Below are 21,817 nucleotides of genomic sequence, written 5' to 3'. Positions count from 1 at the left end.
GTCCTCCTCGCGCGCGGGCTTCATGGCTTCCTGCGCCTGAAGCGCTGCGGTCTGGGCGGCGGCAGAGGCCGTGGTGGCTTCGGCCACGGCCTGTTCGGCGGCACGGAGCTCGGCCTTGGCGTTGGCGGCGGCTTCCTTAGCGTCGGACCAGCGCACATAGAGCAGGGCGGCTTGCAGGGCGCGGATTTCGGCGCTGATCTTCTTGTACTTTTCCGCCTGACGGGCTTCGCGCTTCAGGCGGTTGAGCGTGGATTCCAGCTCCTTGCCGATGTCGTCTAGGCGGTCGAGGTTGGCCTCGGCGGCCTTTAGGCGCAGTTCGGCCTCGTGGCGGCGGGTGTGCAGACCCGACACGCCGCCCGCTTCCTCAAGGATGCGGCGGCGGTTCTGGGGCTTGGCCGCGATCAGTTCGGAAATCTGCCCCTGACGGACAAGGGCGGGGGAGTTAGCCCCCGTAGAGGCATCGGCGAACAGAAGCTGGACGTCACGCGCCCGCACTTCCTTGCCGTTGATGCGGTAGGTCGAGCCGCGCCCGCGCTCGATCTTGCGCGAGACTTCCAGCACGGCTTCGTCGGTGAAGGGCTGGGGCGCGCGGCGCAGGGCGTTGTCGATGGTCAGGGTGACTTCGGCATGGTTGCGCGGCGGACGGCCGGCGGCACCGGCAAAGATCACGTCCTCCATGCCCTGACCGCGCATGGCCTTGGCCGAGTTGGCCCCCATGACCCAGCGCAGGCTCTCCAGCACGTTCGACTTGCCGCAGCCGTTCGGTCCGACGATCCCGGTCAGTCCGGGCTCGATCTGAACCTCGGCGGGATCGACAAAGGACTTGAAGCCCGAAAGTCGAAGGCGCTGGAAATGCATAGCTTGGGGTTTTAGCGCACCAGAGGCTCGATGGCAGCAACCATTGCATCGAGCGTATGCTCTTGCAGGCGGCGTCCGTTCACAAACAGCGCGGGTGTCGAGTTTACACCCGACTGAATGGCAGATTCGGTGTCGCGCGTGATGCCTTCGGCAGTCGCAGGCAGGCGAACGCATTCTTCGATCTGTTCACGCGAGCGGCCCGTGGCGTTCACGCCCTCCAGAATCCATTCCTGAACCTTGCCGCTGGCAAAGGATTCGGACTGCTGACCCATGAAATGGTCGGCGACATCGAAGAATTTGCCCGGTGCTGCACAGCGACCGATGGCGGCTGCCACATTGGACACCTGAACAGGCGGTGTCGGCAGATCGCGGAAGATCAGCTTGGCCTTGCCCGTATCGATGTATCGTTTCTTCAGTTCCGGCAGCACCTGCGACGAGAAGTTCGCGCAGTGCGAGCAGGTGAAGCTGGCGTATTCGATGATGGTGACCGGCGCATCGGCGCGGCCCAGTACGCGGTCGCTCGGCATATGGGCCGGAACCGTGGACGAGGGGGCCTGACGTGCCGGTGTGGCAGAAAGAGTGGGCGAGCCGTTATCCAGGGCCATGCCAGCCCCCGCGATGGACGAAGCCAATGCAAAAGCGGCGATGAAGGTGGTGGTACGCCCACTCATATCTGCTGTTCCTTAGTTGGCCAGAGCGGCGTCAACCGCTGCCGACAGGCCGCTGAGCGACGAGTCGATGACCTTTTGATCGTTGACGTAGAAGGCCGGGGTGCCGGTTACGCCTGCATCGAGACCGACGCGGATACGCTTTTCAAGGGCGGCCAGGCCTTCCTTGTCGTTAAGGCAGGTCTCGATCTGGGTTGCCGACAGACCGGCACCCTGGGCGATGCGGTTCAGGCTCTGACGCGGCGGTACGCCCGCAGCCCATTCCTGTTGCGAGGCCATGATGGCGTGGACGACGTCGAAATATTTGTCGTCGCCAGCACAGCGGGCCAGCATGAAGCCAGCGGCGGCGATGTCCTGCGGCGGGGTCGGGAATTCGCGGAAGATGAAGCGCACCTTGTTGGTGTCCACGTATTTGGCCTTGAACTCCGGCCAGACTTCCTGATTCCAGACGGCGCAGTGACCGCAGGTGACCGAGGCGTATTCAACGACGGTGACCTTGGCACCTTCGGCGGCACCCAGAGCCATATCGCCCTCTGCGGCACCGCCAGCCTTTTGCGAGCAACCGGCGACGGCGGCAGTGGCCATCAGTGCGGCGGCAGTGATGGCGGCGCGGCGGCTCATAGCCGCAAACTTGTATTTAGGAGCCATAGGTCGAACCTCGAAAGCGTAAGTTGTTTAAGAATAGGGACGAAAAAATCCCTGCCATCCTTCACCAGGATTACGGCAAACAGAGCACCGTTGTTTTGTCAACGGTACGGATCGTCCTGCTCTTCCTGAGTGCGGACAATCGCAGCCTTACCCAGCTTGGTCAAAGCCTTGCGCAGGTGTTCGGGAAGGTGGGCCACGGACTCTTCCAGTTCGGCCTCTGCGGCGGGCGAAATGGGCGGCAGCGGCTTCAGCTTGCGCGACTTAGGCGCGGACGGAGCCGCCACCAGCGGTTTTACCGGACCTTGCTGGATACGAATTTTTTCAACGGCATTGGCCCCCAGATACAGGTTCACCTGTTCGATGATTTCCTGCTGCTGGTGCTGGACCAGTAGGGCGGCGGGGCCGACGACGCGCAGCTCAAGCACGCCACCGGCATTGCCCTTGCCCTTGATGATCTTCTGCGGACGCGAGACGCGGGCCATGCGTTCGCCCACGATCTCGGCCCAGCGGGCTTCGAGGCTGTTGGCGCTGCGACCGAATTTCTGGTCCAGCTCCTTGATGAATTTCTGCAGCTTGTGCGCGGCCCGTGGCGGCGGACGCAGCGGCGGTTTGGTCCGGCGCTGGGCCAGAATCCGGCGGGCTTCTTCTTCGGAGGGCAGGGGTCTGCGCGACATGGCATCCTTATAGGCGAAACTTGTGCCTTTGCCGATGCGAAGATGGGCTGTTAGGCGCGAATAAAGCGGCTAAGGACGGTTCATGACGGACACTGATACCGCCCGACTGCGCGAAGCCCTGCTGGACTGGTACGACGCCAATGCCCGCGACCTGCCGTGGCGCGCTGCGCCGGGCGAGGCGACGCGCACCGATCCCTATCGGGTATGGCTGTCCGAAGTGATGCTGCAACAGACGACGACCGTTCATGCCGCCCCCTATTTCCACGCCTTCACGACGCGCTGGCCGACGGTCAGCGATCTGGCGGCGGCGGACGATGCCGATGTGATGGCGGCGTGGGCAGGGCTGGGATACTACGCCCGCGCCCGTAACCTTCTGGCCTGTGCGCGGATGGTGGCCGGTGAACACGGCGGCGTCTTTCCCGATACCGAAGAGGCCCTGCTGAAGCTGAAAGGCGTGGGGGCCTATACGGCGGCGGCGGTGGCGGCGATCGCCTTCGGCCGTCCGGCCAATGTCGTGGACGGCAATGTCGAGCGGGTCATGAGCCGCCTGTTCGCGGTGAAGGAAGAAGTCCCCGCCGCACGGCCCGAACTGAAACGTCTAGCGGCTCTGTTCGTCAGCGACCATCGCCCATCCGACTGGCCGCAGGCGCTGATGGACTTGGGCGCGCGCGTGTGCCGTCCCAAATCGCCCCTTTGCGAGCAATGCCCGCTGTCGTTCGGATGCGCGGCCTATAGGGAAGGCGATCCGCAATCCTATCCCCGCAAGGCCAAGAAGGCTGAACGTCCGCACCGCCTGGGCCATGTCTTTGTGCTGCGCGACGGCAAGGGCAGGGTGGGGCTGGTCCGCCGTCCCGAAAAGGGTCTGCTGGGCGGGATGTTGGGGCTGGCCGGATCGGAATGGAGCGCGGCCCCCGCCTACGCCCCGCCGTTCAAAGCCGACTGGACCGAGGCGGGTACGATCAACCACGTCTTCACCCACTTCTCGCTGGACCTTACGGCCCATGTGGCGACGGGGACTTCGGATGATCCCTCACTCATCTGGATGGAGGAAGCCGAGGCCCTCAAATCCCTGCCGACCGTTTTCAGGAAGGCGCTGGAGCGGGCGCTGGCCGCATAAAGAAAGGGCCGCACCTTTGATGCGGCCCTTGAAGTTTCGGGCGATGCGCCGCCCGTGAAGTCTTACTGCATGCCTGCGCGGATTTCGGCGCGCAGGGCATCGATCGGGCGCAGGCCCTGATCGGTCTTGAAGCGCCAGTAGGTCCAGCCATTGCACGCCGGAGCATTCTCCAGCAGGGCACCCAGTTTGTGGATCGAGCCTGACAGGGTTCCCGACACCAGGGAGCCGTCGGCGCGAACGCGGGCCTCGCGCTCGCCCTTGGGGCAATACAGCTTGTCACCCGGAGCCAGCAGTCCGGCTTCGACCAGGGCACCGAACGGCACCTTGGGCTCGGCCTTTTTGGAGCCGGTGACCACGAGGTCTTCCGGCGCAGCGGGGATCACGGCATCGATGCGGGCCTGGGCCAGATCGGCATAGGTCTCGTCGCGTTCGATACCGATGAAGTGACGGCCCAGACGCTTGGCCGCCGCACCCGTGGTGCCGGTGCCAAAGAACGGGTCGAGAATGACATCGCCCTGACGGGTGGCCGACAGAATGACGCGGTGAAGCAGGGCTTCCGGCTTCTGGGTCGGGTGGGCCTTGTTGCCCTCGGCGTCCTTCAGGCGTTCCGAGCCGGTGCAAAGTGCCAGCGTCCAGTCCGAACGCATCTGGGTGTCTTCGTTGAAGACCTTCAGGGCGTCGTAGTTGAAGGTGTAACGCTTCTGGTCACGCGACTTGGCGGCCCAGATCAGGGTCTCGTGGGCATTGGTGAAGCGCGTGCCCTTGAAGTTCGGCATCGGGTTCGACTTGCGCCAGATGATGTCGTTCAGGACCCAGAAACCGAGGTCCTGCATCGCCGCGCCCAGACGGAAGATGTTGTGATAGCTGCCGATGACCCAAAGGGTGCCGTCGTCTTTCAGGACGCGCTGGCATTCGCTCAGCCACGCACGGGTGAAGGCGTCATAGGCGGCGAAGCTGTCGAACTTGTCCCAGTCGTCGTCGACGGCGTCGACCTTGGAGTTGTCCGGACGCAGCAGGTCGCCACCCAGCTGGAGATTATAGGGCGGATCGGCGAAAACCATGTCCACCGACTTGTCCGGCAGGCCTTTCAAACGCTCGATGCAGTCGCCTCTGAGGATGACGTCGGTTTGAATGTCGGACATGAATACGCGGCCCCTGTGGTGTTGAGGGCGCATGGTGAGTCATCGTGGTTAACGGTTGGTAATCAAATCGCTTTTGACGATTCTCCAAAGAGTCAAACGCCGATCTCCATGACTCTCAAGAGTCCGGTGGATAAGGGTTTTGGCGGATTCAGAGTCTGCGAAAATTTTTATGTTCGGTGAAGCTTGAAAGCCCTCTTGGGCATTCGTGGACCGGCGGGTTGTTAACAAAGCCCTGGACACGACCCGGTGGGGCGGGCGAACGCGACCGCCTGATCGCTGCTATGTCATCTTTCTGGGCCGGAGACCGATCTGGCCCTTCGCAACCCGTTAAGACGGGTTTATGAGGCCGTCATGATCCGTCGTCTTCGTCCCGTCCCGTTCGCCCTTGGTCCCGTCCACTTCGTCGGTATCGGCGGCATTGGCATGAGCGGCATCGCCGAAATCATGCTGAAAATCGGCTATCAGGTGCAGGGCTCCGACGCCAAGGCCAGCGCCAATACCGAGCGCCTCGAAAAGCTGGGCGCCCGCATTTACATCGGCCACGACGCCGCCCACATCACCGAGGGCGTGTCGGCTGTTGTCTATTCGACCGCTGTGAAGGCCGATAACCCCGAGATGGTCGAAGCGCGCGAGCGCCGCATTCCGGTGGTGCGCCGTGCAGAAATGCTGGCCGAGCTGATGCGTCTGCAGTTCTCGATCGGTGTCGGTGGTACCCACGGCAAGACGACGACGACCTCTATGGTCGCGGCCCTGCTGGATGCCGGCAATTTCGATCCGACCGTCGTCAACGGCGGCATCATTAATGCCTATGGCACCAACGCCAAGGTGGGTGACGGCGACTGGATCGTTGTCGAGGCCGACGAGTCCGACGGCTCGTTCCTGCGACTGAAATGTACCGTGGCGATGATCACCAACATCGACCCCGAACACCTCGACCACTACGGCGATTTTGATGCCGTGAAGAAGGCGTTCCGCGACTTCATCGAAGACACGCCCTTCTATGGTTTCGGTGTCGTCTGCCTTGACCACCCCGAGGTGCAGAAGCTGGCGGCCCAGATCGTCAACCGCCGCCTGATCACCTATGGCCTCAACCCGCAGGCCATGGTCCGCGCCGAGAATGTGCAGATGGACCCCGACGGCTCGACCTTTGACGTCGTCATCCGCGCCTCGCACGCCAGCGACGAGGATGTCCGCATCAATGGCCTGCGTCTGCCGATGGCGGGCTGGCACAATGTGTCGAACGCTCTGGCCGCCATTTCCGTCGCCCGCGAAGTCGGCGTTGACGATGACGGCATCCGTGCCGGTCTGGCCAGCTTTGGCGGTGTGAAGCGCCGCTTCACCACCACGGGCTTTGCCCACGGCGTCCGTATCATCGACGACTATGGCCACCACCCCGTCGAAATCGCCGCCGTGCTGAAGGCCGCCCGTCAGGTGGTCCAGAACGCCGAACAGCCGGGCCGCGTCATCGCCGTGGTCCAGCCGCACCGCTATACCCGCCTGCGCGACCTGATGGCCGACTTCTCGACCTGCTTCATGGATGCGGACAGCGTGATCGTCGCTGACGTCTATCCGGCGGGTGAACAGCCGATCGAGGGCGTGGACAAGCACGCTCTGGTCAGCGGCATCAAACAGTTCGGCCACCGCCATGCTTCGGCGCTGGAAAGCGCCGACGCTCTGCCCAAGGTGATCCGTGAGGAAGCCAAGCCGGGCGATCTGGTCGTCTGTCTCGGCGCGGGCGACATCACCTCGTGGGCCTATGCCCTGCCTGCCCAACTGGAAGCTATCGGTTAAGAAAGACAGCCATGTCCTGGACTGACACCCTGCCGACCGTGCGCGGCAAACTGCTGCTGAACGAGCAACTGGCGCCTTACACCTGGTTCCGCGTCGGTGGTCCGGCCGATGCCCTGTTCATTCCGGCGGACGAGGACGATCTGATCGACTTCCTCAAGGCCCTTCCGGAAGAGGTTCCTGTCTATCCGTTCGGCGTGGGCTCGAACCTGATCGTGCGCGATGGCGGCATGAAGGGCGTGGTGATCCGTCTGGCGGGCCGTGCGTGGGGACAGGTCGTGGCTGAGGGCCTGACCATCACCGCTGGCGCGGGCGCTCTGGATTCCATGGTGGCGCGCGCCTCGGCCAAGGCCGGTATCGCGGGCATGGAATTCTATGCCGGTATTCCGGGCTCCATCGGTGGCGCGCTGACGATGAATGCGGGCTGCTATGGCTCAGAGACCAAGGACATCCTCGTCTCTGCCCGCGGCGTGAACCGCAAGGGCGAGAAGGTGGAGATGACGGTCGAGGAGTTCGGCTACACCTACCGCCACTCGAATGCTCCGGCGGACATCATCTGGACCGAAGCCACCTATCGCGGCACGGCGGATGATCCCGAGGCGGTCGCCGCCCGCATCGCCGAAATCACCGAGCGCCGCGAAAAGACCCAGCCGATCCGCGAAAAGACCGGCGGCTCGACCTTCAAAAACCCCGAGGGCCATTCCTCGTGGAAGCTGGTCGATGAGGCGGGCTGGCGCGGCAAGCTGTTCAAGATGACCGGCGGCGGTGCCAAGTTCAGCGAGCTGCACTCCAACTTCATGATCAATCCGGGCGAGGCGACCGCCGCCGACCTCGAAGGTCTGGGCGAGATCGTCCGTCAGGACGTCTTCTCCAAGACCGGCATCCAGCTGAGCTGGGAAATCAAGCGTATCGGCCGTCCGGGCTGAGCGCTGGCCGCAATGGGGCCATACACGCGGGGGATGAAAAAACATCCCCCGTTTCGTGCACTTTTTTAAGCGTGGCCGGAGCGAACGGGGCCTATCGTTTCCAACCGGTTAACCCTATTGAGGCGATAGGGGGAGGCTAGTCTTCGGATTGTCTCATGCTCGCGCCTCTCAACACCCTCCACGTTGCCGTCCTGATGGGCGGTCTGTCCTCGGAACGCGAAGTTTCGCTGGAATCCGGCGCGCGATGTGCCGACGCCCTGGAAGGGCAGGTGGCCAAGGTCAGCCGCGTGGACGCGGGCCGCGATCTGGCGCAGGTCCTGACCGAACTGAAACCTGATGTCGTTTTCAATGCCCTGCATGGCGCGTGGGGCGAGGACGGCTGTGTCCAGGGCATCCTCGAGACTCTGAATATTCCCTATACCCACTCGGGCGTGCTGGCCTCGGCGCTGGCAATGGACAAGGACAAGTCCAAGGCCGTCCTGCGCGCGGCGGGCGTGACCGTGCCGGGCGGCGGTCTTTACGACCGCCACGAGGTCGCCAGCCGTCACGTCATCGAGCCGCCCTATGTGGTGAAGCCCAATGCCGAGGGGTCTTCCGTCGGCGTGTTCGTGGTCTACGAAGGGGCCAACCGTCCGGTGGTAGAGGTCGGCGAGGACAGCTGGACCTACGGCGATCTGGTCATGGTCGAGCCGTTCGTGGCGGGCAAGGAACTGGCCGTCGCCGTCATCGGCGAAAAGGATGGCCCACGCGCCCTGACCATCACCGACATCACCCCGACCAAGGGCTTCTATGACTATGAAGCCAAATATGCGCCCGGCGGATCGCGCCACGTCCTGCCAGCAGAGCTGCCTGTGCACGTATTTGACAAGGCTTTACGTCAGGCGGAGCTGGCCCACACGGCAATGGGCTGCCGTGGCGTCTCGCGTTCCGATTTCCGTTATGACGACGTTAACGATGTTCTTGTCTTGCTGGAGGTCAACACCCAGCCCGGCATGACCCCGACCTCGCTCGCACCCGAGCAGGCTGCCTATGCCGGTATGGATTATCGCAGTCTGGTACGTTGGTTGGTGGAGGACGCCTCATGCCGGCGGTAGTTCGCGGCGGACGCCGACAATCAGGTAAGGGGCAGCCCCCGCGTGGCGCGCCCAAGGGACGTGTGGCCGATATCGGGCACATGGATATGTCGCCGCGTGTGGTCGCTGCCTGTCTGGTCGGCGGTGTGGTCATTCTGGGCGCTGTGCTGGCGACCGGGGCCCGTGCCGAGCGCATCACCGCTTCTGCGACTGAAAAGTTCAATGCCGTCACTGTCGGCATGGGTCTGAAGATCAATCAGGTTCACGTTTCGGGGGCATCGCCCGAGGCGGTCGGCCCGATCCAGCGGGCTGTCGACCTGTATCAGGACCAGCCGATCGTCAGTCTGGACCTGAATGCCGTACGCGAGCGGGTGGAACAGGTGGGCTGGGTCAAGGAAGCGCGCGTCGTGCGGTTGCTGCCGGACACCATCATCGTGGACGTGAAGGAGCACAATCGTCTGGCCGTCTGGCAGATGCAGGGCAAGGCCTATGTCATCGATGCAGACGGCGTGGTGATCCCCGGTGCCGATGCCGGTCGCTATCCCGACCTGCCTCTGGTGGTGGGCAAGGGGGCCGATCAGGCCGCTTCGGATATTGTCCCGCTGCTGCGCCAGCGCCCGCGTTTGATGAGCCGCGTGGACGCTCTGGTCCGTGTGGACGAGCGCCGCTGGGACCTGCGCCTGAAAGATGGTGCGCTGATACAGCTTCCGGCTGTCGATCAGGACTCGGCCCTGATCCGCCTTGATGCGCTGGACCAGCGCGAACGCCTTTTGGATCTGGGTTTTGCCCGGGTCGACCTTCGCACCCCCGAGGAGGTGGCTATCCGCCCTTCCGAAGGTGACGCCTGAACTCTGACGATGGGACGTTGAACAAGATGATTGGTCTTCTCCGCGACCGGAAAGTCGATCAGGTAGGCAGCTCTCCACGTGCACCGGCTGTGGCTGCGCTTGATCTGGGCCAGTCCAAGGTGGCCTGCTTCATCATGAAGCCCGAGGGCGTTCGCCGTGCCGACAGCACCATTCGTGTGGCCGGTGCCGGTCACGTCCAGTCGCGCGGTGTGCGCGGTGGCGTGATCGTCAATATGGAAGACGCCGCCGATGCCATCGCCCGCGCTGTCGAGCGCGCGGAACGGCACGCCGGGGCTACGGTTTCGGGTGTGGTTGTCACCACCTCTATCGGCCAGATGGCCAGCCATCGCGTGTCGGCCAGCGTCTCGCTGGGCGGTCAGCCGATCTCCGATCCCGATCTGGCCCGCGCCATCAGTGCGGCCCTGTCCAAGATCAGCCTGCCGAACCGTCGCCCGATCCACGTCCTGCCGGTGGCATGGTCGGTGGATGGCGCGCGTGGCGTGCATGACCCGCGCCACCTCCAGGGGCGCACCCTTGGGCTGGACCTGCTGGTGATCTCTATGGCCGAGGGCGCGTTCGGTGCGCTCAGTAACTGTCTGGAACGGGCGCACCTTGATCTGCAGGGTGTGGCCGCAGCGCCGCTAGTAACCTCCCTGGCTGCGCTGGAAGAGGACGAGATGGAGTTGGGGGCCCTGTGTATCGACATGGGCGCAGGTACAACCTCTGCCGCTGTCTGGGGCGGTCGCTCGCTTCTGCATATCGAAAGCCTGAGCGTGGGCGGCGATCACGTTACCGCCGATATCGCCCGCGGCATGACCACATCACGCGCCGGTGCGGAGCGCCTCAAGACGCTGCACGGCTCGGCTATGGCCAGCAATAACGAGGACCGCGAAATGGTCGAGGCCCCGCCGCGTGGCGAGGATTCATCCGCCGGTCCGGTGGTGTGGCCCCGTGCCATGCTGAAAACCATCATCGCCCCACGTGTTGAAGAGACACTGGAGCTGATGCGTGACCGCCTGCGCGCTGCGGGTATGCGCATCGATCCGGGTATGGGCATTGTCCTGACCGGTGGTGCCAGTCAGCTGAACGGTGTGCGCGAGCTGGCCGAGCGTGTGTTCGATCATCCATCGGTGCGTTTGGGGCGTCCGCAACGGGCTCCTCACCTGGCCGAAGCTGCGGCGGGCCCGGCGTTTTGCTCTGCCGCGGGCGTTCTGCTGCGCGCCGCCTATGGCCCGCGTGAGGCCGTTTCGGTTCACAAGCTGATGACCCGGCACATTACCGCTGCGGATGCGCCCCGTATCCACAACGGTGGCCCCTTCAGCCGCGCCGCAACCTGGCTCCGCGAGAACTTCTAGATTTCCGTCAAACTCATATGACAGGGCGCTTTGTATATCGGAGCGCCCATTTTGATGCTGGCTTCCTGATCTCCAAGGGGTGGGCAGTTGGGGTGTTTCGGTCGGGTCTTCCTGTGGCAAACCCGGTCTGTCCCCCTACGTTACGGCCGGATGCGGACCGTAGCCGTCGACGTGTCTACAGAAATGAACCAGTAGAAATTTCAGCGTTATTTATGATCCAATAATATTGGAGTGAATTTGAGCGACCGATGCAATCTGTTTTCTCAATTATTACGCACAAATCAAACGGCATTCTGTGAATACAAACAATATCCATCCATAGTCAGTTCAATTTCAGAATGAGGCAAACTTGTGTTCATTCTTCCTGCCTGATTCATGGATGAAATAAGGCCACTATTATTATATCAATCATTGTTATCGCAATACATCGATATATCAATACGCTAATTTAGAACTAAAATTCACATATAGCGGACAAAACGGATTTTAATTTAATAACAACATTTTCTTTTAGAACGATATTGATGAAAATGACGGTTTTCTAAAATTGACGCGTCGCTGTGTTATGTGTCGTTAATGTTACGCTGGAGTGCGCAATCAAGCAGTTTTAGGGCGCAAATGGGGCGGGTGAGTTGCCCTGCAATTTGAAGCGTGACAGGCAGGCCCCCCTGTATGACGGACTGCGTATCTGGCCCGTCACCTGTTCGTTTTTTTGTGTGGTACTAAGTTATGCGTTCCAAGCGTACTTACCTGCTGGGCACCTCGGTGCTGGCAAGCGTTCTGGCGGTTTCGACCGCTGCCGTGGCTCAGGAAGCCAACGGCTCGGCAAATGCCGAAGTCACCGAAGTCAGCGAAATCGTCGTTACGGGTTCGCGTATCCGTCGCGATCCGGTTACGGCTCCGACCCCGCTGATCCAGGTTAACCGTGAAACCCTGCTGACCTCGGGTCAGAACACGGTCATTGACCAACTGGCGACCATTCCTGCCCTGATGAACTCGCAAGTTCCGTCGGACACCACCGGCTCGCTGAACTCGGGCGGTCTGTCGCTGCCGAACCTGCGCTCGCTGGGTTCGGGTCGTACCCTGACCCTGGTTGACGGTCGTCGTCACGTGGCTTCGCCGCAAGGCGGCACCGCTGTTGACGTTGACACCATTCCGCGTCTGCTGATCGAAAGCGTCGAGATCGTCACCGGCGGTGCTTCGTCGGTTTACGGTGCAGACGCCGTTTCGGGCGTTCTGAACTTCAAGCTGCGTAAGGACTTCGAAGGTCTGGAAATCGACACCCGTTGGGCCCAGCTCAACGATGGTGGTCAGGATTCCGAGCGCTTTTCGGTTCTGGCCGGCAAGAACCTTCTGGATGGCCGTCTGAACGTTTACGGCTTTGCCGAATACGAGCGTCTGGACGAAGTTCTGGCTGCTGACATCGACTGGCTGCAAGACGGCTGGGGCATGGTGGGTCAGGACGCCGATCCGGCAAACGCCCCGTACGACGGCGTGATCGACTCGGAACTGTTCCGTGACCGTCGCTCGATGCAAATGCGCAAGTGGGGTCAGGTCACCCTGGCCAACGCATACCAGCCGAGCGCCCTGAACAACCCGCTGACCATCCCGACCGCAAACTGCACCAGCACCTCGGTCACGTCTTCGGCATGCTTCGGCGTTCTGCCGGGCAAGACCTATGTGTTCGACGGTCCGGTTGCACGTCTGGCTGATTTCGGCACCATCATCAGCAAGACCGGCACCAACAAGGCCATCAGCATCGGCGGTGACGGCGAAAACCCGAACACCACCTTCAACGTCGACTCGACCCTGCCGCAATCGGAAAACGCCCGCTTCCAAGTCGGCGCGAACTTCCAGATCACCCCGCGCATCAACCTGTATGCAGAAGCCAAGTATGTGCAGGAACGCACTCACCTGGCCACCGGCAACTCGTTCGGCGATATCTACATCACCGACACGCTGAGCCCGACCAACTCGCTGCAGATCCTCGGCACGTCGGCCTACACCACCCGTACCGACAACGCCTTCATGCCGACCAACCTGGCTGAAGCGATCCGCAACAACACGATGGTGATCTACGGTCCGGCTACGCAGGACCAGCCGGGTCAACCGACCGCCACCGTGGCTGCACCGTTCGCACGTTACAGCGCATGGCTGCTGGACCGTTCGCAAACCAATGACAAGCAAATGCAACGCTATGTCATCGGCCTGAACGGCAACGCCGGCGACATCGGCTTCGTCAAGAACATCGACTGGGATCTGGGCTATACCTACGGTCGCGTCGACAACTCGAACGTCGAGCGTGGCCTGAACATCGAACACTTCGCCTATGCGATGGACGCTGTTCGTAACGATGCAGGCCAGATCGTCTGCCGCGTGCAGGCTCTGACCGCAAACGGTGGCACGGTGACCAGCCGTAACCCGAACGTTCCGGGCACGCTGAACGCCAACTCGGACGTCGTTAAGAACTGCGTGCCGCTGAACGTGTTCGGCGCAGGCAACCAAAGCGCCGAGGCTCTGGAATACGTCGCTGCCCAGCTGAAGATCGAACAGCTGAACGAACAGCACGACGTCATGGGTAGCGTTTCGGGTCAGCTGTGGGACCTGTGGGGCGCAGGCCCGATCGGTTTCGCACTGGGCGGTGAGTACCGTAAGGAATCGACCGAAGGTCTGGGCCGCAGCTCGTCGCTGGGCACCACCTATGCCCAGCTGAACGGCGGTGCCGACTTCCTGCCGGCTTCGTATGAAGCGATGGAAGGCTTTGCCGAACTTTCGCTGCCGCTGCTGCGTGACTCCAAGTTCGGCCAGTACGCTGAACTGAGCGGCTCCTACCGCTACAGCGACTTCTCGAACTTCGGTGGTAGCGAAGTCTGGGGCGTGAACCTGGTTTACCGTCCGATCCCGGACATTGCGTTCAAGACCTCGTTCAACACCTCGTACCGCGCTCCGACCCTGTCGGAAACCAATGCGCCGCTGACGCAGACCTTCCTGCAGTTCACCGACCCGTGCGCGACCCAGAACATCCAGAACACGGCTGATCAGGAGAAGAAGGCCAACCGTATCAAGAACTGCGCGGCTCTGGCTGCCCAGTACGGTCTGTCCTACAACTTCACCGACCCGACCGCAGCGGACGCCTACAAGCCGGTTTACAGCTCGTCGGTTCCGGGCAGCAACGGCGGCAACAAGTTCCTGCAACCGGAAGAGTCGGAATCCTTCACCTTCTCGACCGTTCTGCAGCCGCGCTTCATCCCGAACTTCTCGCTGGTGCTCGACTACTACGAAATCACCATCGACAAGGTCATCGCATCGGTTACGGCTCAAGTCGCCGCCAACAACTGCGTGGAAGGCCCGTCGCTGAACACCAGCGCCTGTGCCACCCTGACCCGTTCGGCGGTTGATAACCCGAACACCCCGAACGACGACCGCTTCCTGCTGGTCGACTTCATCCAGTCGTCGATCAACTACGCCAAGCGTAACGTTCGCGGTCTGGACTTCACCACGACCTACCGTTTCGACACCGAAGAAATGCTGGGCCGCAACTGGGGTCGCTTCACCCACCGCCTGAACGGTTCGTGGCTGATCGAGCAGAAGAACTTCAACAACATCGAAAACCCGGCGGACTTCACCGAGCTGTCTAGCTCGCTGTACTACCCGCGTGTTCGCATGACCTCGACCCTGGCTTGGCAAACGCCGTTCGAGCCGGTTCGTGTGACCTGGACTGCTGACTGGCAGACCGCTCAAGACATCATCCAAGCACGTGACTTCGTCGCCAACGCTGACCAGCGCGCGACCAAGTACATGGACACCGGTAACTTCGTGCGTAACGACATCTCGGTCCGCTATCAGGTCCGTGACGACGTGACCGTGACCGGTACCGTCCAGAACGTCTTCGACGCTGAACAAGCGCGTTGGCTGGGCGCTACGCTGTACTCGAACTTCGACCCGTTCGGTCGTCGCTTCTCGCTCAGCGTGAACTACCGTCCTTGGTAAGTTCGGTCTGACTTCAGACTAGGGAAGGCGGCTCGCAAGAGCCGCCTTTTCTTTTGCGCGAATCCGTGGCCACGGTGATTCCCAGACGGGCATTAGTTGGATCAATTCAAGGCATTGGTGGCAAAAACATTGCGTCGCTGTCATTAAGGCAAACGCCCCCATAAAGTACCTAAAATGCCCCATTTGGTCGGGTTGTAATGTTACGGTGTTAAGTCACGGTTTTTCGTGTGTATTAATATAAAGCAGCATTACATTTGAATAATATTTGGGTCACAACTGTGTATTATCGGACACTGCAAGTGCGCATTTGAACTTCGCTATATTGAAGGTGTGGTGCATTCGTAATCTCAAATCCCTCCACAAACGAGGACAGGCGAGGGGCCTGTACCGCTAAGTTGGAGATGGCTTTGAACAAGCGCCTTACAGCCCTGTTGGGCACAACCATGCTGGCGGGGGCTTTGATTTCCGCACCGGCTTTTGCACAGGAAGCCGAAGACACGACCCAGGTCGAGGAAATCGTTGTCACCGGTACCCGTATCGTCCGCCCGAACCAAACCTCGGCGACGGCTGTACAGTCGGTCAGCTCCGAAACCATCGCGCTCTCGGGCCAGACCAACGTGGGTGACATCCTGCGCTCCCTGCCGTCGGCCGGTCAGTCGGGCTGGACGCCGACCAGCAGCAACTTCCTGACCGCCAACAACGGCGTCACCTCCGTGAACCTGCGTAACCTCGGTGAAAACCGCACCCTGGTGCTGGTGAACGGCCGTCGTTACATCGGTGGCATTCCCGGCACCTCGACGGTCGATTTCGCGACCCTGCCGACCGAGTTCATCGATCGTGTGGACGTTGTGACGGGTGGCGCGTCCTCGATTTACGGTTCCGACGCCCTGGCCGGTGTCGTGAACATCATCACACAGCGCAACTATGAAGGTTTCGAAACCTTCGGCCAGTACGGCATCACCGAACGTGGCGACGCCGAGAACTACAAGTTCGGCATCAAGCTGGGCTCGAACTTCGCCGAAGACCGCGGTAACTTCGTCGCCAGCCTGTCGTACAACGAAACCCACGGTGTCTATGCCCGTGACCGTGGCGACCGCGGCATGGATCTGGACGGCACGTCCGACACCTTCAAAAAGACCAAATACTTCGCCGGTTCTTCGGTTACGCCGGGTGGTGTGGCCATTATTCCGGGTCTGGAACAGAACGGTGTGACGCCGGCTTCGCAAAGCTGGACCCTGTGGGATGGCAAGCTGGTCAAGTTTGACAACTCGGTCCACGGCTACAACCGTCAGGCCTACCGCGCACTGATGGTCCCGACCGAAGGTCTGCACCTGACGACCCAGGCGCGCTATGACTTCAACAACAACCACAGCTTCTTCCTCGAAGCGTCGGCCTATCGCGGCAAGTCGCACTCTCTGATGGAGCCGTCGGGTGTGCAGAACTCGGATCTGTACAAGGACAACTCCAACGTCACGCGCAACATCGCCTGCACGACCGATGGCTGCATGTACGGTATTCCGATCCTGTCGGAAGTGGTGCCGGTCGCCATCCGTGACCTTGTCCGCGCAGCCACGCCGGGCCTGACCGACGAGCAGCGTCGCGTGGGCTTCAACCGTCGTTTCTCGGAAGCCTCGAACCGCGCCAACCTTGAAGAGCGTAACCACTCGCGCATCGTGGCCGGCCTGCAGGGCAAGCTGGGTACGGCGATGGACCTCAGCTATGAGCTGAGCTTCAACTGGGGTCACCTGAACAACCAGCGTACCAACGAAGGGGCCCTGCTGAAGGACAACCTGATCGAGGCGCTGGATGTCGTGAAGCTGGCCGACGGATCGTTCGCCTGCCGTGACGAACTGGCACGCTCCAAGGGCTGTGCGCCGATCTTCGTCTTCGAAGAAGGTGGCGCCTCGCAGGCCGCGCTCGACTATGTGCAGATGGTGCACAAGGTCGACAACATGATGGACCAGAAGGTTCTCAACGGCTTCCTGTCGGGTACGGCGTTTGAACTGCCGGCCGGTCCGCTGCAGTTCGTCGTCGGTGCTGAATACCGTCGCGAGGAGTCGAACCTGGTTCCGGACATCGCCATGCAGCGCGGTCTGACCACGACCAACCTGACCCCGATCACGCGGGGCAGTTTCGACGTGACCGAAGGCTTCATCGAGCTGAACGTTCCGCTTCTGGCCGATCTGCCTTGGGCGCACCAGCTGGACCTGAACCTGTCGGCCCGGGTTTCCGACTACTCGACCGTGGGCAAGACCGATGCCTATGCAGCCTCGCTGGAATGGAAGCCGCTGGACTGGCTGAAAGTGCGTTCGCAGTACGCCCGCTCGGTGCGCGCTCCGAACATCGGCGAACTGTACGCCGGTGTCAGCCAGACGTTCCCGACCGACGTCGATCCGTGCCGTTCGCTGACCGTCGTCAACGGTCAGGGTGCCTTCTTCAAGGAGCGCAGCGGCTATGATGTCGGCAAGATCGTCGGCAGCGGTATCGACAGCAGCACCTTGGGAAGCAACGCGGCCAAGGCCTGTCTGGCCGACCCGACCGTGGCTGCCCGCGTGGCCCGTGACGGTCACTACATCCAGACCCAGTCCGAGGCCCAGGGCTATTATGGCTTCAACTCGGGCAACGAGGACCTAGAAGTTGAAACCTCGACCAGCTTCACCGCAGGTCTGCTGTTCAACCCGCGCTGGAACGACTGGTGGTCGGGCCTGTCGGTTTCGGTTGATTACTTCCAGCTGGAAATCGAGGGCATGATCGGCACCCTGGGCCGCGCGACCAGCCTGAGCGAGTGCTATGTGAACTCGGGCGGCGTCTATGACCCGAACAACATCTACTGCAAGCAGATCATCCGTGAAGACAAGGGAGCCAACGTGGGTTCGTTCCGCGAGGTCAACTCGCGTACGATGAACCTCGGTGAAAACCGCACCCGCGGCATCGACTTCCAGGCCAACTATTCGGTGGACCTGACCCGTCTGCCGTATCTGTCGGCCTTCGAAGATGCTGGCCAGCTGGCCATCGGCTATTCGCACCAGCACCTGATGACCCGCAAGACCTCGCCGCTGGCCGGTGGCGCTATGGTCGAGTTCGCCGGTCGCTCGCAAACGCCGAAGAACGTCGGCAACCTGAGCATGGTCTACCGTCGCGGTCCGCTGACCACGTCGTGGAAGACGCGCTTCATCGGCGAGAGCTGCTATCGCTATCTCGACCGCTGCGATCCGAAGGACGAAAAGAGCGACTACATCGGTCTGCGTCACTTCTCGGACCTGCAGGTCCGCTATGACGTGAACGACAAGGCCGAAGTCTTTGTCGGCGTGGACAACGTCTTTGACGAATATGTCTACATCGCCCAGACGATCACCTCGGCCACGGGCTGGACCACCGACCCGTCGATCTATGACGGTCTGGGCCGTCGTTTCAACATGGGCATGCGCATGCGCTTCTGATTGAAACTGTAAGCGTTGTTAAGCGGGGGAGGGGCGTTTGCCCCTCCCTTTGCGTTTGGTTAACGCTTTTTGCGAAGGTCAACTGAAAAAATGCAGCCTGAACGTGAAAAACATCAGTGTTACGGGCTTCACGAAAGGCCGACTCATATTAGGTCGGTAATGATCCGTTAACGTTGTCGGGTCTTTTATTAACCCGCTCATAACCAATGCGATTCGGCGGGGGTCGATTGGGATGAATGGGCAGGGTCGGAAGGTCGAAAAACAATGTCTCTCTCGCTGGTGAAGCCGCAAGCCACAGAATTGAAGCCGCGCATCGTCGTATTCGGCGTTGGCGGTGCCGGCGGTAATGCCGTCAACAACATGATCGACTCGGGCCTTGAAGGCGTCGAGTTCGTTGTTGCCAACACGGATGCACAGCATCTGAGCTTCGCCAAGACCGACCGTCGCATCCAGCTGGGTGACACCATCACCCAGGGTCTGGGCGCTGGCGCACACCCCGAGGTCGGCATGAATGCCGCCGAGGAATCGGCCGACGAGATCCACGCGCACCTCGAAGGCGCGCACATGGTTTTCATCACCGCCGGTATGGGCGGTGGCACCGGTACCGGCGCTGCGCCGGTCATCGCCAAATGCGCCCGTGACCGCGGCATCCTGACCGTCGGCGTCGTGACCAAGCCCTTCACCTTCGAAGGCCGTCATCGTATGCGTCTGGCCGAAGCCGGCATCGCCGAGCTGCAGCGCTATGTCGACACCCTGATCGTCATTCCGAACCAGAACCTGTTCCGCGTCGCCAACGAACGCACCACCTTCTCGGACGCCTTCCAGATGGCCGACCAGGTGCTGCACTCGGGCGTGCGCTCGATCACCGACCTGATGATCCTGCCGGGTCTGATCAACCTCGACTTTGCCGACGTCCGCGCCGTTATGTCGGAAATGGGCAAGGCCATGATGGGTACCGGCGAAGCCACGGGCGACGACCGCGCCCTGCTGGCCGCCCAGAACGCCATCGCCAACCCGCTGCTGGATGAAACCAGCCTGCAGGGTGCCAAGGCCGTTCTGGTCAACATCACCGGCGGCATGGACATGACCCTGCTGGAAGTCGACGAAGCCGCGAACGCCATCGCCGCCGAAGTCGACGGTGACGCCAACATCATCTTCGGTGCCGCTTTCGATCCGGCTCTGGAAGGCAAGATCCGCGTCTCGGTGGTCGCCACCGGCATGGACGAAGCCTCGATCCAGCAGATCGAGCCGGTCGCCTCGGCCCTCAACCGCCGCCAACCGGAAGCCGCTGCTCCGGCCGCGCCGCGCGAAGAAGTCCGTATCGAGCCTGTCGCTGCTCAACCGGCCGTACAGCCACAACCGGAGCCGGTCGTCGCCCGCCAGCCGGAACCTCAGGTTCGCCCCGAGCCGGTGATCCACGACGCGCCGCGCAATCTTGACCCGATCGTCGATCCGTGGGTCGAAGAGTTCGAGCAAGGTCGTGGCCGTGGCGCTGCGGCATCGCAAGAGCAGGGCGACCTGTACATGGAACGCGAGCCTGCCCGTCGTCCCGAGCGCAAGCCGGAGCCGGAAGCCCCGCGTGAAGAATATTACGACGACTCGCACCGTCGCAGCGGCTGGTCGCTGTTCGGCCGTCGTCGCAACCCGCCGCAGCAGCAGCAAACCTACTCGCCGCCGCCGTCCTCGGGTTCGAACCGTACCACCCAGCAGTTGCGCCAGACCCAGTCGGCCCAGCCGCAGATCCAGCAGGATCACCAGCGCGGTTACGCTGATGACGACGATCTGGAAATCCCGTCGTTCCTGCGCCGTTTGGCCAACTAAACGACCGGCACCTACGATCCTGAAACCCCGCAGCCACCGCTGCGGGGTTTTGTTTTGGGCAAAGGAAATGGGATAGGGGCAAAGGGCCGGGCGGTTACAGACTGTCGTCATTTCGAAACAATACGAAACCCGACTTTCATTTCGTGATGGCGAACCTTTGGTTAAATGCCATCTTCCGGCGCAATCCGTCTGCGGTGCGCGAAATGAAGAGTTTAGGCGTGACGGTCTTTAGCGACCCCTTTGAGCATACGATTACCGCTCCTGCGATCTGCGCGGGTGTGGGCGTCCACAGCGGGCGTCGTGTGCGTTTGACCGTGCGCCCTGCGGCTGCGGATCAAGGGATTGTCTTCGTTCGCACGGATATCAAGGACCGCGACAACCGTATTCTTGTTACGGGTGAGGCGGTTATCGATGCGCGCCTGAACACCATGATCGCCAATGCCGCCGATGTTCGCGTTTCGACCATCGAACACCTGATGTCGGCTATGGCGGCACTGGGTATTTCGAACGCCATCGTAGAGGTGGATGGTCCGGAACTGCCGATCCTCGACGGTTCCGCCGAACAGTTCGTCCAACTGCTGGACCGCGCGGGTTTCCGCCGTCAGGAACAGCCGCGCCACTTCATCGAAGTGCTGGAACCGATCCACGTGGAAGAGGGCGACAAGAAAGCCTCGCTTCTGCCGTGCGACCGTTTCGAAATGCGTTTTGAGATCGACTTCCCGACACCGGTCATCGGCAATCAAGTGATCGATTTCGTTGTCGACGAAACCACCTACCGTTCGGAAATCATGTCGGCCCGCACCTTCGGTTTCGCCCATGAGGTTGAAGCCCTGCGTCAGGCCGGTCTGGCCCGTGGCGGTTCGCTGGAAAATGCTGTCGTGATCGACGGCGACCAGATCCTGAACCCGGGCGGTCTTCGCATGGAACGCGAGTTCGTGCGTCACAAGGCGCTGGACGCCATCGGCGACCTGTATGTGCTGGGTGCGCCCCTGATGGCCCGTTATGAGGGCTATAAGGCCGGTCACCAGCTGAACAACAAACTCGTCCGCGCCCTGTTGGCCAATCCGAAGGCGTGGCGCTTTACGACCAAGGTTCCCGCTCTGGCTATGGCTGGCTGAACAGTCGCGCACGACCAAGAAAAAGGCCCGCTGTGATCGCAGCGGGCCTTTTCTTTATTCACTCAGGGCGATGGCCCCGATCAGTCGTCCGAAGTCCGGCTCGCCGTTCAGATAGGCGCGGCGGTTGGAATAGAACCGCGCCTCGTCGGTACGGGTGTCGTCGCCCGTCCATGCGGCCTGCGTCACGCCCGCTTGCTCCAGCCGCCACAGGACAAAGCCGGGCAGGTCGAACTGGCGTTTGTCATCGCTGGAGCCGGCGATGAAGAAACGCTCGCTGCCGGGCGCTTCTGTCGCAAAGCGGGCCTCATAGTCGGCCCCGACCTCATAGGAGGCCTGCGAGATGCACGGGCC

General features: G+C 61.8%; 16 protein-coding genes. 10 read left to right on the top strand and 6 right to left on the bottom strand.

Translation table 11 applies throughout. The annotated features are described in order from the left end of the window. The 4 genes from B3H86_RS02355 to B3H86_RS02340 all read right to left on the bottom strand — a co-directional run. A partial coding sequence (locus tag B3H86_RS02355) for an AAA family ATPase (RefSeq protein ID WP_292050961.1) occupies positions 1 to 858 on the bottom strand: 858 nt, incomplete at its 3' end. Positions 859 to 869: 11 nt separating this feature from the next. Next, entirely contained in the window at positions 870 to 1,529 is a 660-nt protein-coding gene (locus B3H86_RS02350; RefSeq protein ID WP_292050960.1) for a thioredoxin domain-containing protein, read from the bottom strand. 12 nt (positions 1,530 to 1,541) lie between these two features. Further along, the gene (locus tag B3H86_RS02345) at positions 1,542 to 2,147 is read right to left on the bottom strand and encodes a DsbA family protein (RefSeq protein WP_292050959.1); all 606 of its coding nucleotides are present in this window, start codon (positions 2,145 to 2,147) and stop codon (positions 1,542 to 1,544) included. Positions 2,148 to 2,272: 125 nt separating this feature from the next. Beyond that, the gene (locus tag B3H86_RS02340) at positions 2,273 to 2,848 is read right to left on the bottom strand and encodes a DUF721 domain-containing protein (protein WP_292050958.1); all 576 of its coding nucleotides are present in this window, start codon (positions 2,846 to 2,848) and stop codon (positions 2,273 to 2,275) included. A gap of 82 nt (positions 2,849 to 2,930) precedes the next feature. Here B3H86_RS02340 and mutY point away from each other — a divergent pair, with 82 nt between their 5' ends. Further along, complete coding sequence (gene mutY / locus B3H86_RS02335) at positions 2,931 to 3,965, top strand: A/G-specific adenine glycosylase (protein WP_292050957.1); 1,035 nt, start codon at positions 2,931 to 2,933, stop codon at positions 3,963 to 3,965. A gap of 62 nt (positions 3,966 to 4,027) precedes the next feature. Here the strand turns inward: mutY and B3H86_RS02330 are convergent, their stop codons facing one another. Further along, complete coding sequence (locus tag B3H86_RS02330) at positions 4,028 to 5,107, bottom strand: site-specific DNA-methyltransferase (protein WP_292050956.1); 1,080 nt, start codon at positions 5,105 to 5,107, stop codon at positions 4,028 to 4,030. Positions 5,108 to 5,458: 351 nt separating this feature from the next. Between B3H86_RS02330 and murC the strand changes: the two genes are divergently transcribed. The 9 genes from murC (at position 5,459) to lpxC (ending at position 21,466) form a co-directional block, all read left to right on the top strand. Then, entirely contained in the window at positions 5,459 to 6,898 is a 1,440-nt protein-coding gene (murC, locus tag B3H86_RS02325; protein WP_292050955.1) for a UDP-N-acetylmuramate--L-alanine ligase, read from the top strand. A gap of 11 nt (positions 6,899 to 6,909) precedes the next feature. Next, entirely contained in the window at positions 6,910 to 7,821 is a 912-nt protein-coding gene (murB, locus tag B3H86_RS02320; RefSeq protein ID WP_292050954.1) for a UDP-N-acetylmuramate dehydrogenase, read from the top strand. A gap of 155 nt (positions 7,822 to 7,976) precedes the next feature. After that, positions 7,977 to 8,915 carry a D-alanine--D-alanine ligase gene (locus tag B3H86_RS02315; RefSeq protein ID WP_292050953.1) on the top strand — a complete coding sequence of 313 codons (939 nt, stop codon included), beginning with the start codon at positions 7,977 to 7,979 and terminating at the stop codon, positions 8,913 to 8,915. Next, positions 8,903 to 9,742, top strand: coding sequence for a cell division protein FtsQ/DivIB (locus tag B3H86_RS02310; RefSeq protein ID WP_292050952.1), 840 nt, complete (start codon positions 8,903 to 8,905; stop codon positions 9,740 to 9,742). The genes B3H86_RS02315 and B3H86_RS02310 overlap by 13 nt, the downstream gene beginning before the upstream one ends. Positions 9,743 to 9,771: 29 nt before the next feature. Continuing rightward, positions 9,772 to 11,097 (top strand): cell division protein FtsA, encoded by a 1,326-nt coding sequence (ftsA, locus tag B3H86_RS02305; RefSeq protein ID WP_409450253.1) that lies wholly within the window; start codon positions 9,772 to 9,774, stop codon positions 11,095 to 11,097. A gap of 729 nt (positions 11,098 to 11,826) precedes the next feature. Continuing rightward, the gene (locus tag B3H86_RS02300) at positions 11,827 to 15,087 is read left to right on the top strand and encodes a TonB-dependent receptor domain-containing protein (protein WP_292050950.1); all 3,261 of its coding nucleotides are present in this window, start codon (positions 11,827 to 11,829) and stop codon (positions 15,085 to 15,087) included. Positions 15,088 to 15,494: 407 nt separating this feature from the next. Further along, entirely contained in the window at positions 15,495 to 18,527 is a 3,033-nt protein-coding gene (locus B3H86_RS02295) for a TonB-dependent receptor plug domain-containing protein (protein WP_292050949.1), read from the top strand. 264 nt (positions 18,528 to 18,791) lie between these two features. Beyond that, on the top strand, positions 18,792 to 20,348 hold the full coding sequence (gene ftsZ, locus B3H86_RS02290) for a cell division protein FtsZ (protein WP_292050948.1): 1,557 nt from the start codon (positions 18,792 to 18,794) through the stop codon (positions 20,346 to 20,348). A gap of 203 nt (positions 20,349 to 20,551) precedes the next feature. Further along, positions 20,552 to 21,466: a UDP-3-O-acyl-N-acetylglucosamine deacetylase gene (lpxC, locus tag B3H86_RS02285; protein ID WP_292050962.1), complete on the top strand. Its 915-nt coding sequence runs from the start codon at positions 20,552 to 20,554 to the stop codon at positions 21,464 to 21,466. Between the two features lie 54 nt (positions 21,467 to 21,520). On the opposite strand, the gene B3H86_RS02280 is transcribed toward lpxC, so the two are convergent. Then, the coding region (locus B3H86_RS02280; RefSeq protein WP_292050947.1) for a laccase domain-containing protein at positions 21,521 to 21,817 on the bottom strand (297 nt) is incomplete at its 5' end.

It is taken from the genome of Brevundimonas sp. UBA5866, assembly GCF_002432125.1.
Lineage (GTDB): Bacteria > Pseudomonadota > Alphaproteobacteria > Caulobacterales > Caulobacteraceae > Brevundimonas.
This window is presented reverse-complemented; position numbering and strand designations above follow the sequence as displayed.

Coding starts and splice junctions, on each gene's coding strand:
- B3H86_RS02350 (WP_292050960.1), bottom strand. CDS start 1,529: ATGAGTGGGCGTACCACCACCTTCATCGCCGCTTTTGCATTGGCTTCG.
- B3H86_RS02345 (WP_292050959.1), bottom strand. CDS start 2,147: ATGAGCCGCCGCGCCGCCATCACTGCCGCCGCACTGATGGCCACTGCC.
- B3H86_RS02340 (WP_292050958.1), bottom strand. CDS start 2,848: ATGTCGCGCAGACCCCTGCCCTCCGAAGAAGAAGCCCGCCGGATTCTG.
- mutY (WP_292050957.1), top strand. CDS start 2,931: ATGACGGACACTGATACCGCCCGACTGCGCGAAGCCCTGCTGGACTGG.
- B3H86_RS02330 (WP_292050956.1), bottom strand. CDS start 5,107: ATGTCCGACATTCAAACCGACGTCATCCTCAGAGGCGACTGCATCGAG.
- murC (WP_292050955.1), top strand. CDS start 5,459: ATGATCCGTCGTCTTCGTCCCGTCCCGTTCGCCCTTGGTCCCGTCCAC.
- murB (WP_292050954.1), top strand. CDS start 6,910: ATGTCCTGGACTGACACCCTGCCGACCGTGCGCGGCAAACTGCTGCTG.
- B3H86_RS02315 (WP_292050953.1), top strand. CDS start 7,977: ATGCTCGCGCCTCTCAACACCCTCCACGTTGCCGTCCTGATGGGCGGT.
- B3H86_RS02310 (WP_292050952.1), top strand. CDS start 8,903: ATGCCGGCGGTAGTTCGCGGCGGACGCCGACAATCAGGTAAGGGGCAG.
- B3H86_RS02300 (WP_292050950.1), top strand. CDS start 11,827: ATGCGTTCCAAGCGTACTTACCTGCTGGGCACCTCGGTGCTGGCAAGC.
- ftsZ (WP_292050948.1), top strand. CDS start 18,792: ATGTCTCTCTCGCTGGTGAAGCCGCAAGCCACAGAATTGAAGCCGCGC.
- lpxC (WP_292050962.1), top strand. CDS start 20,552: ATGAAGAGTTTAGGCGTGACGGTCTTTAGCGACCCCTTTGAGCATACG.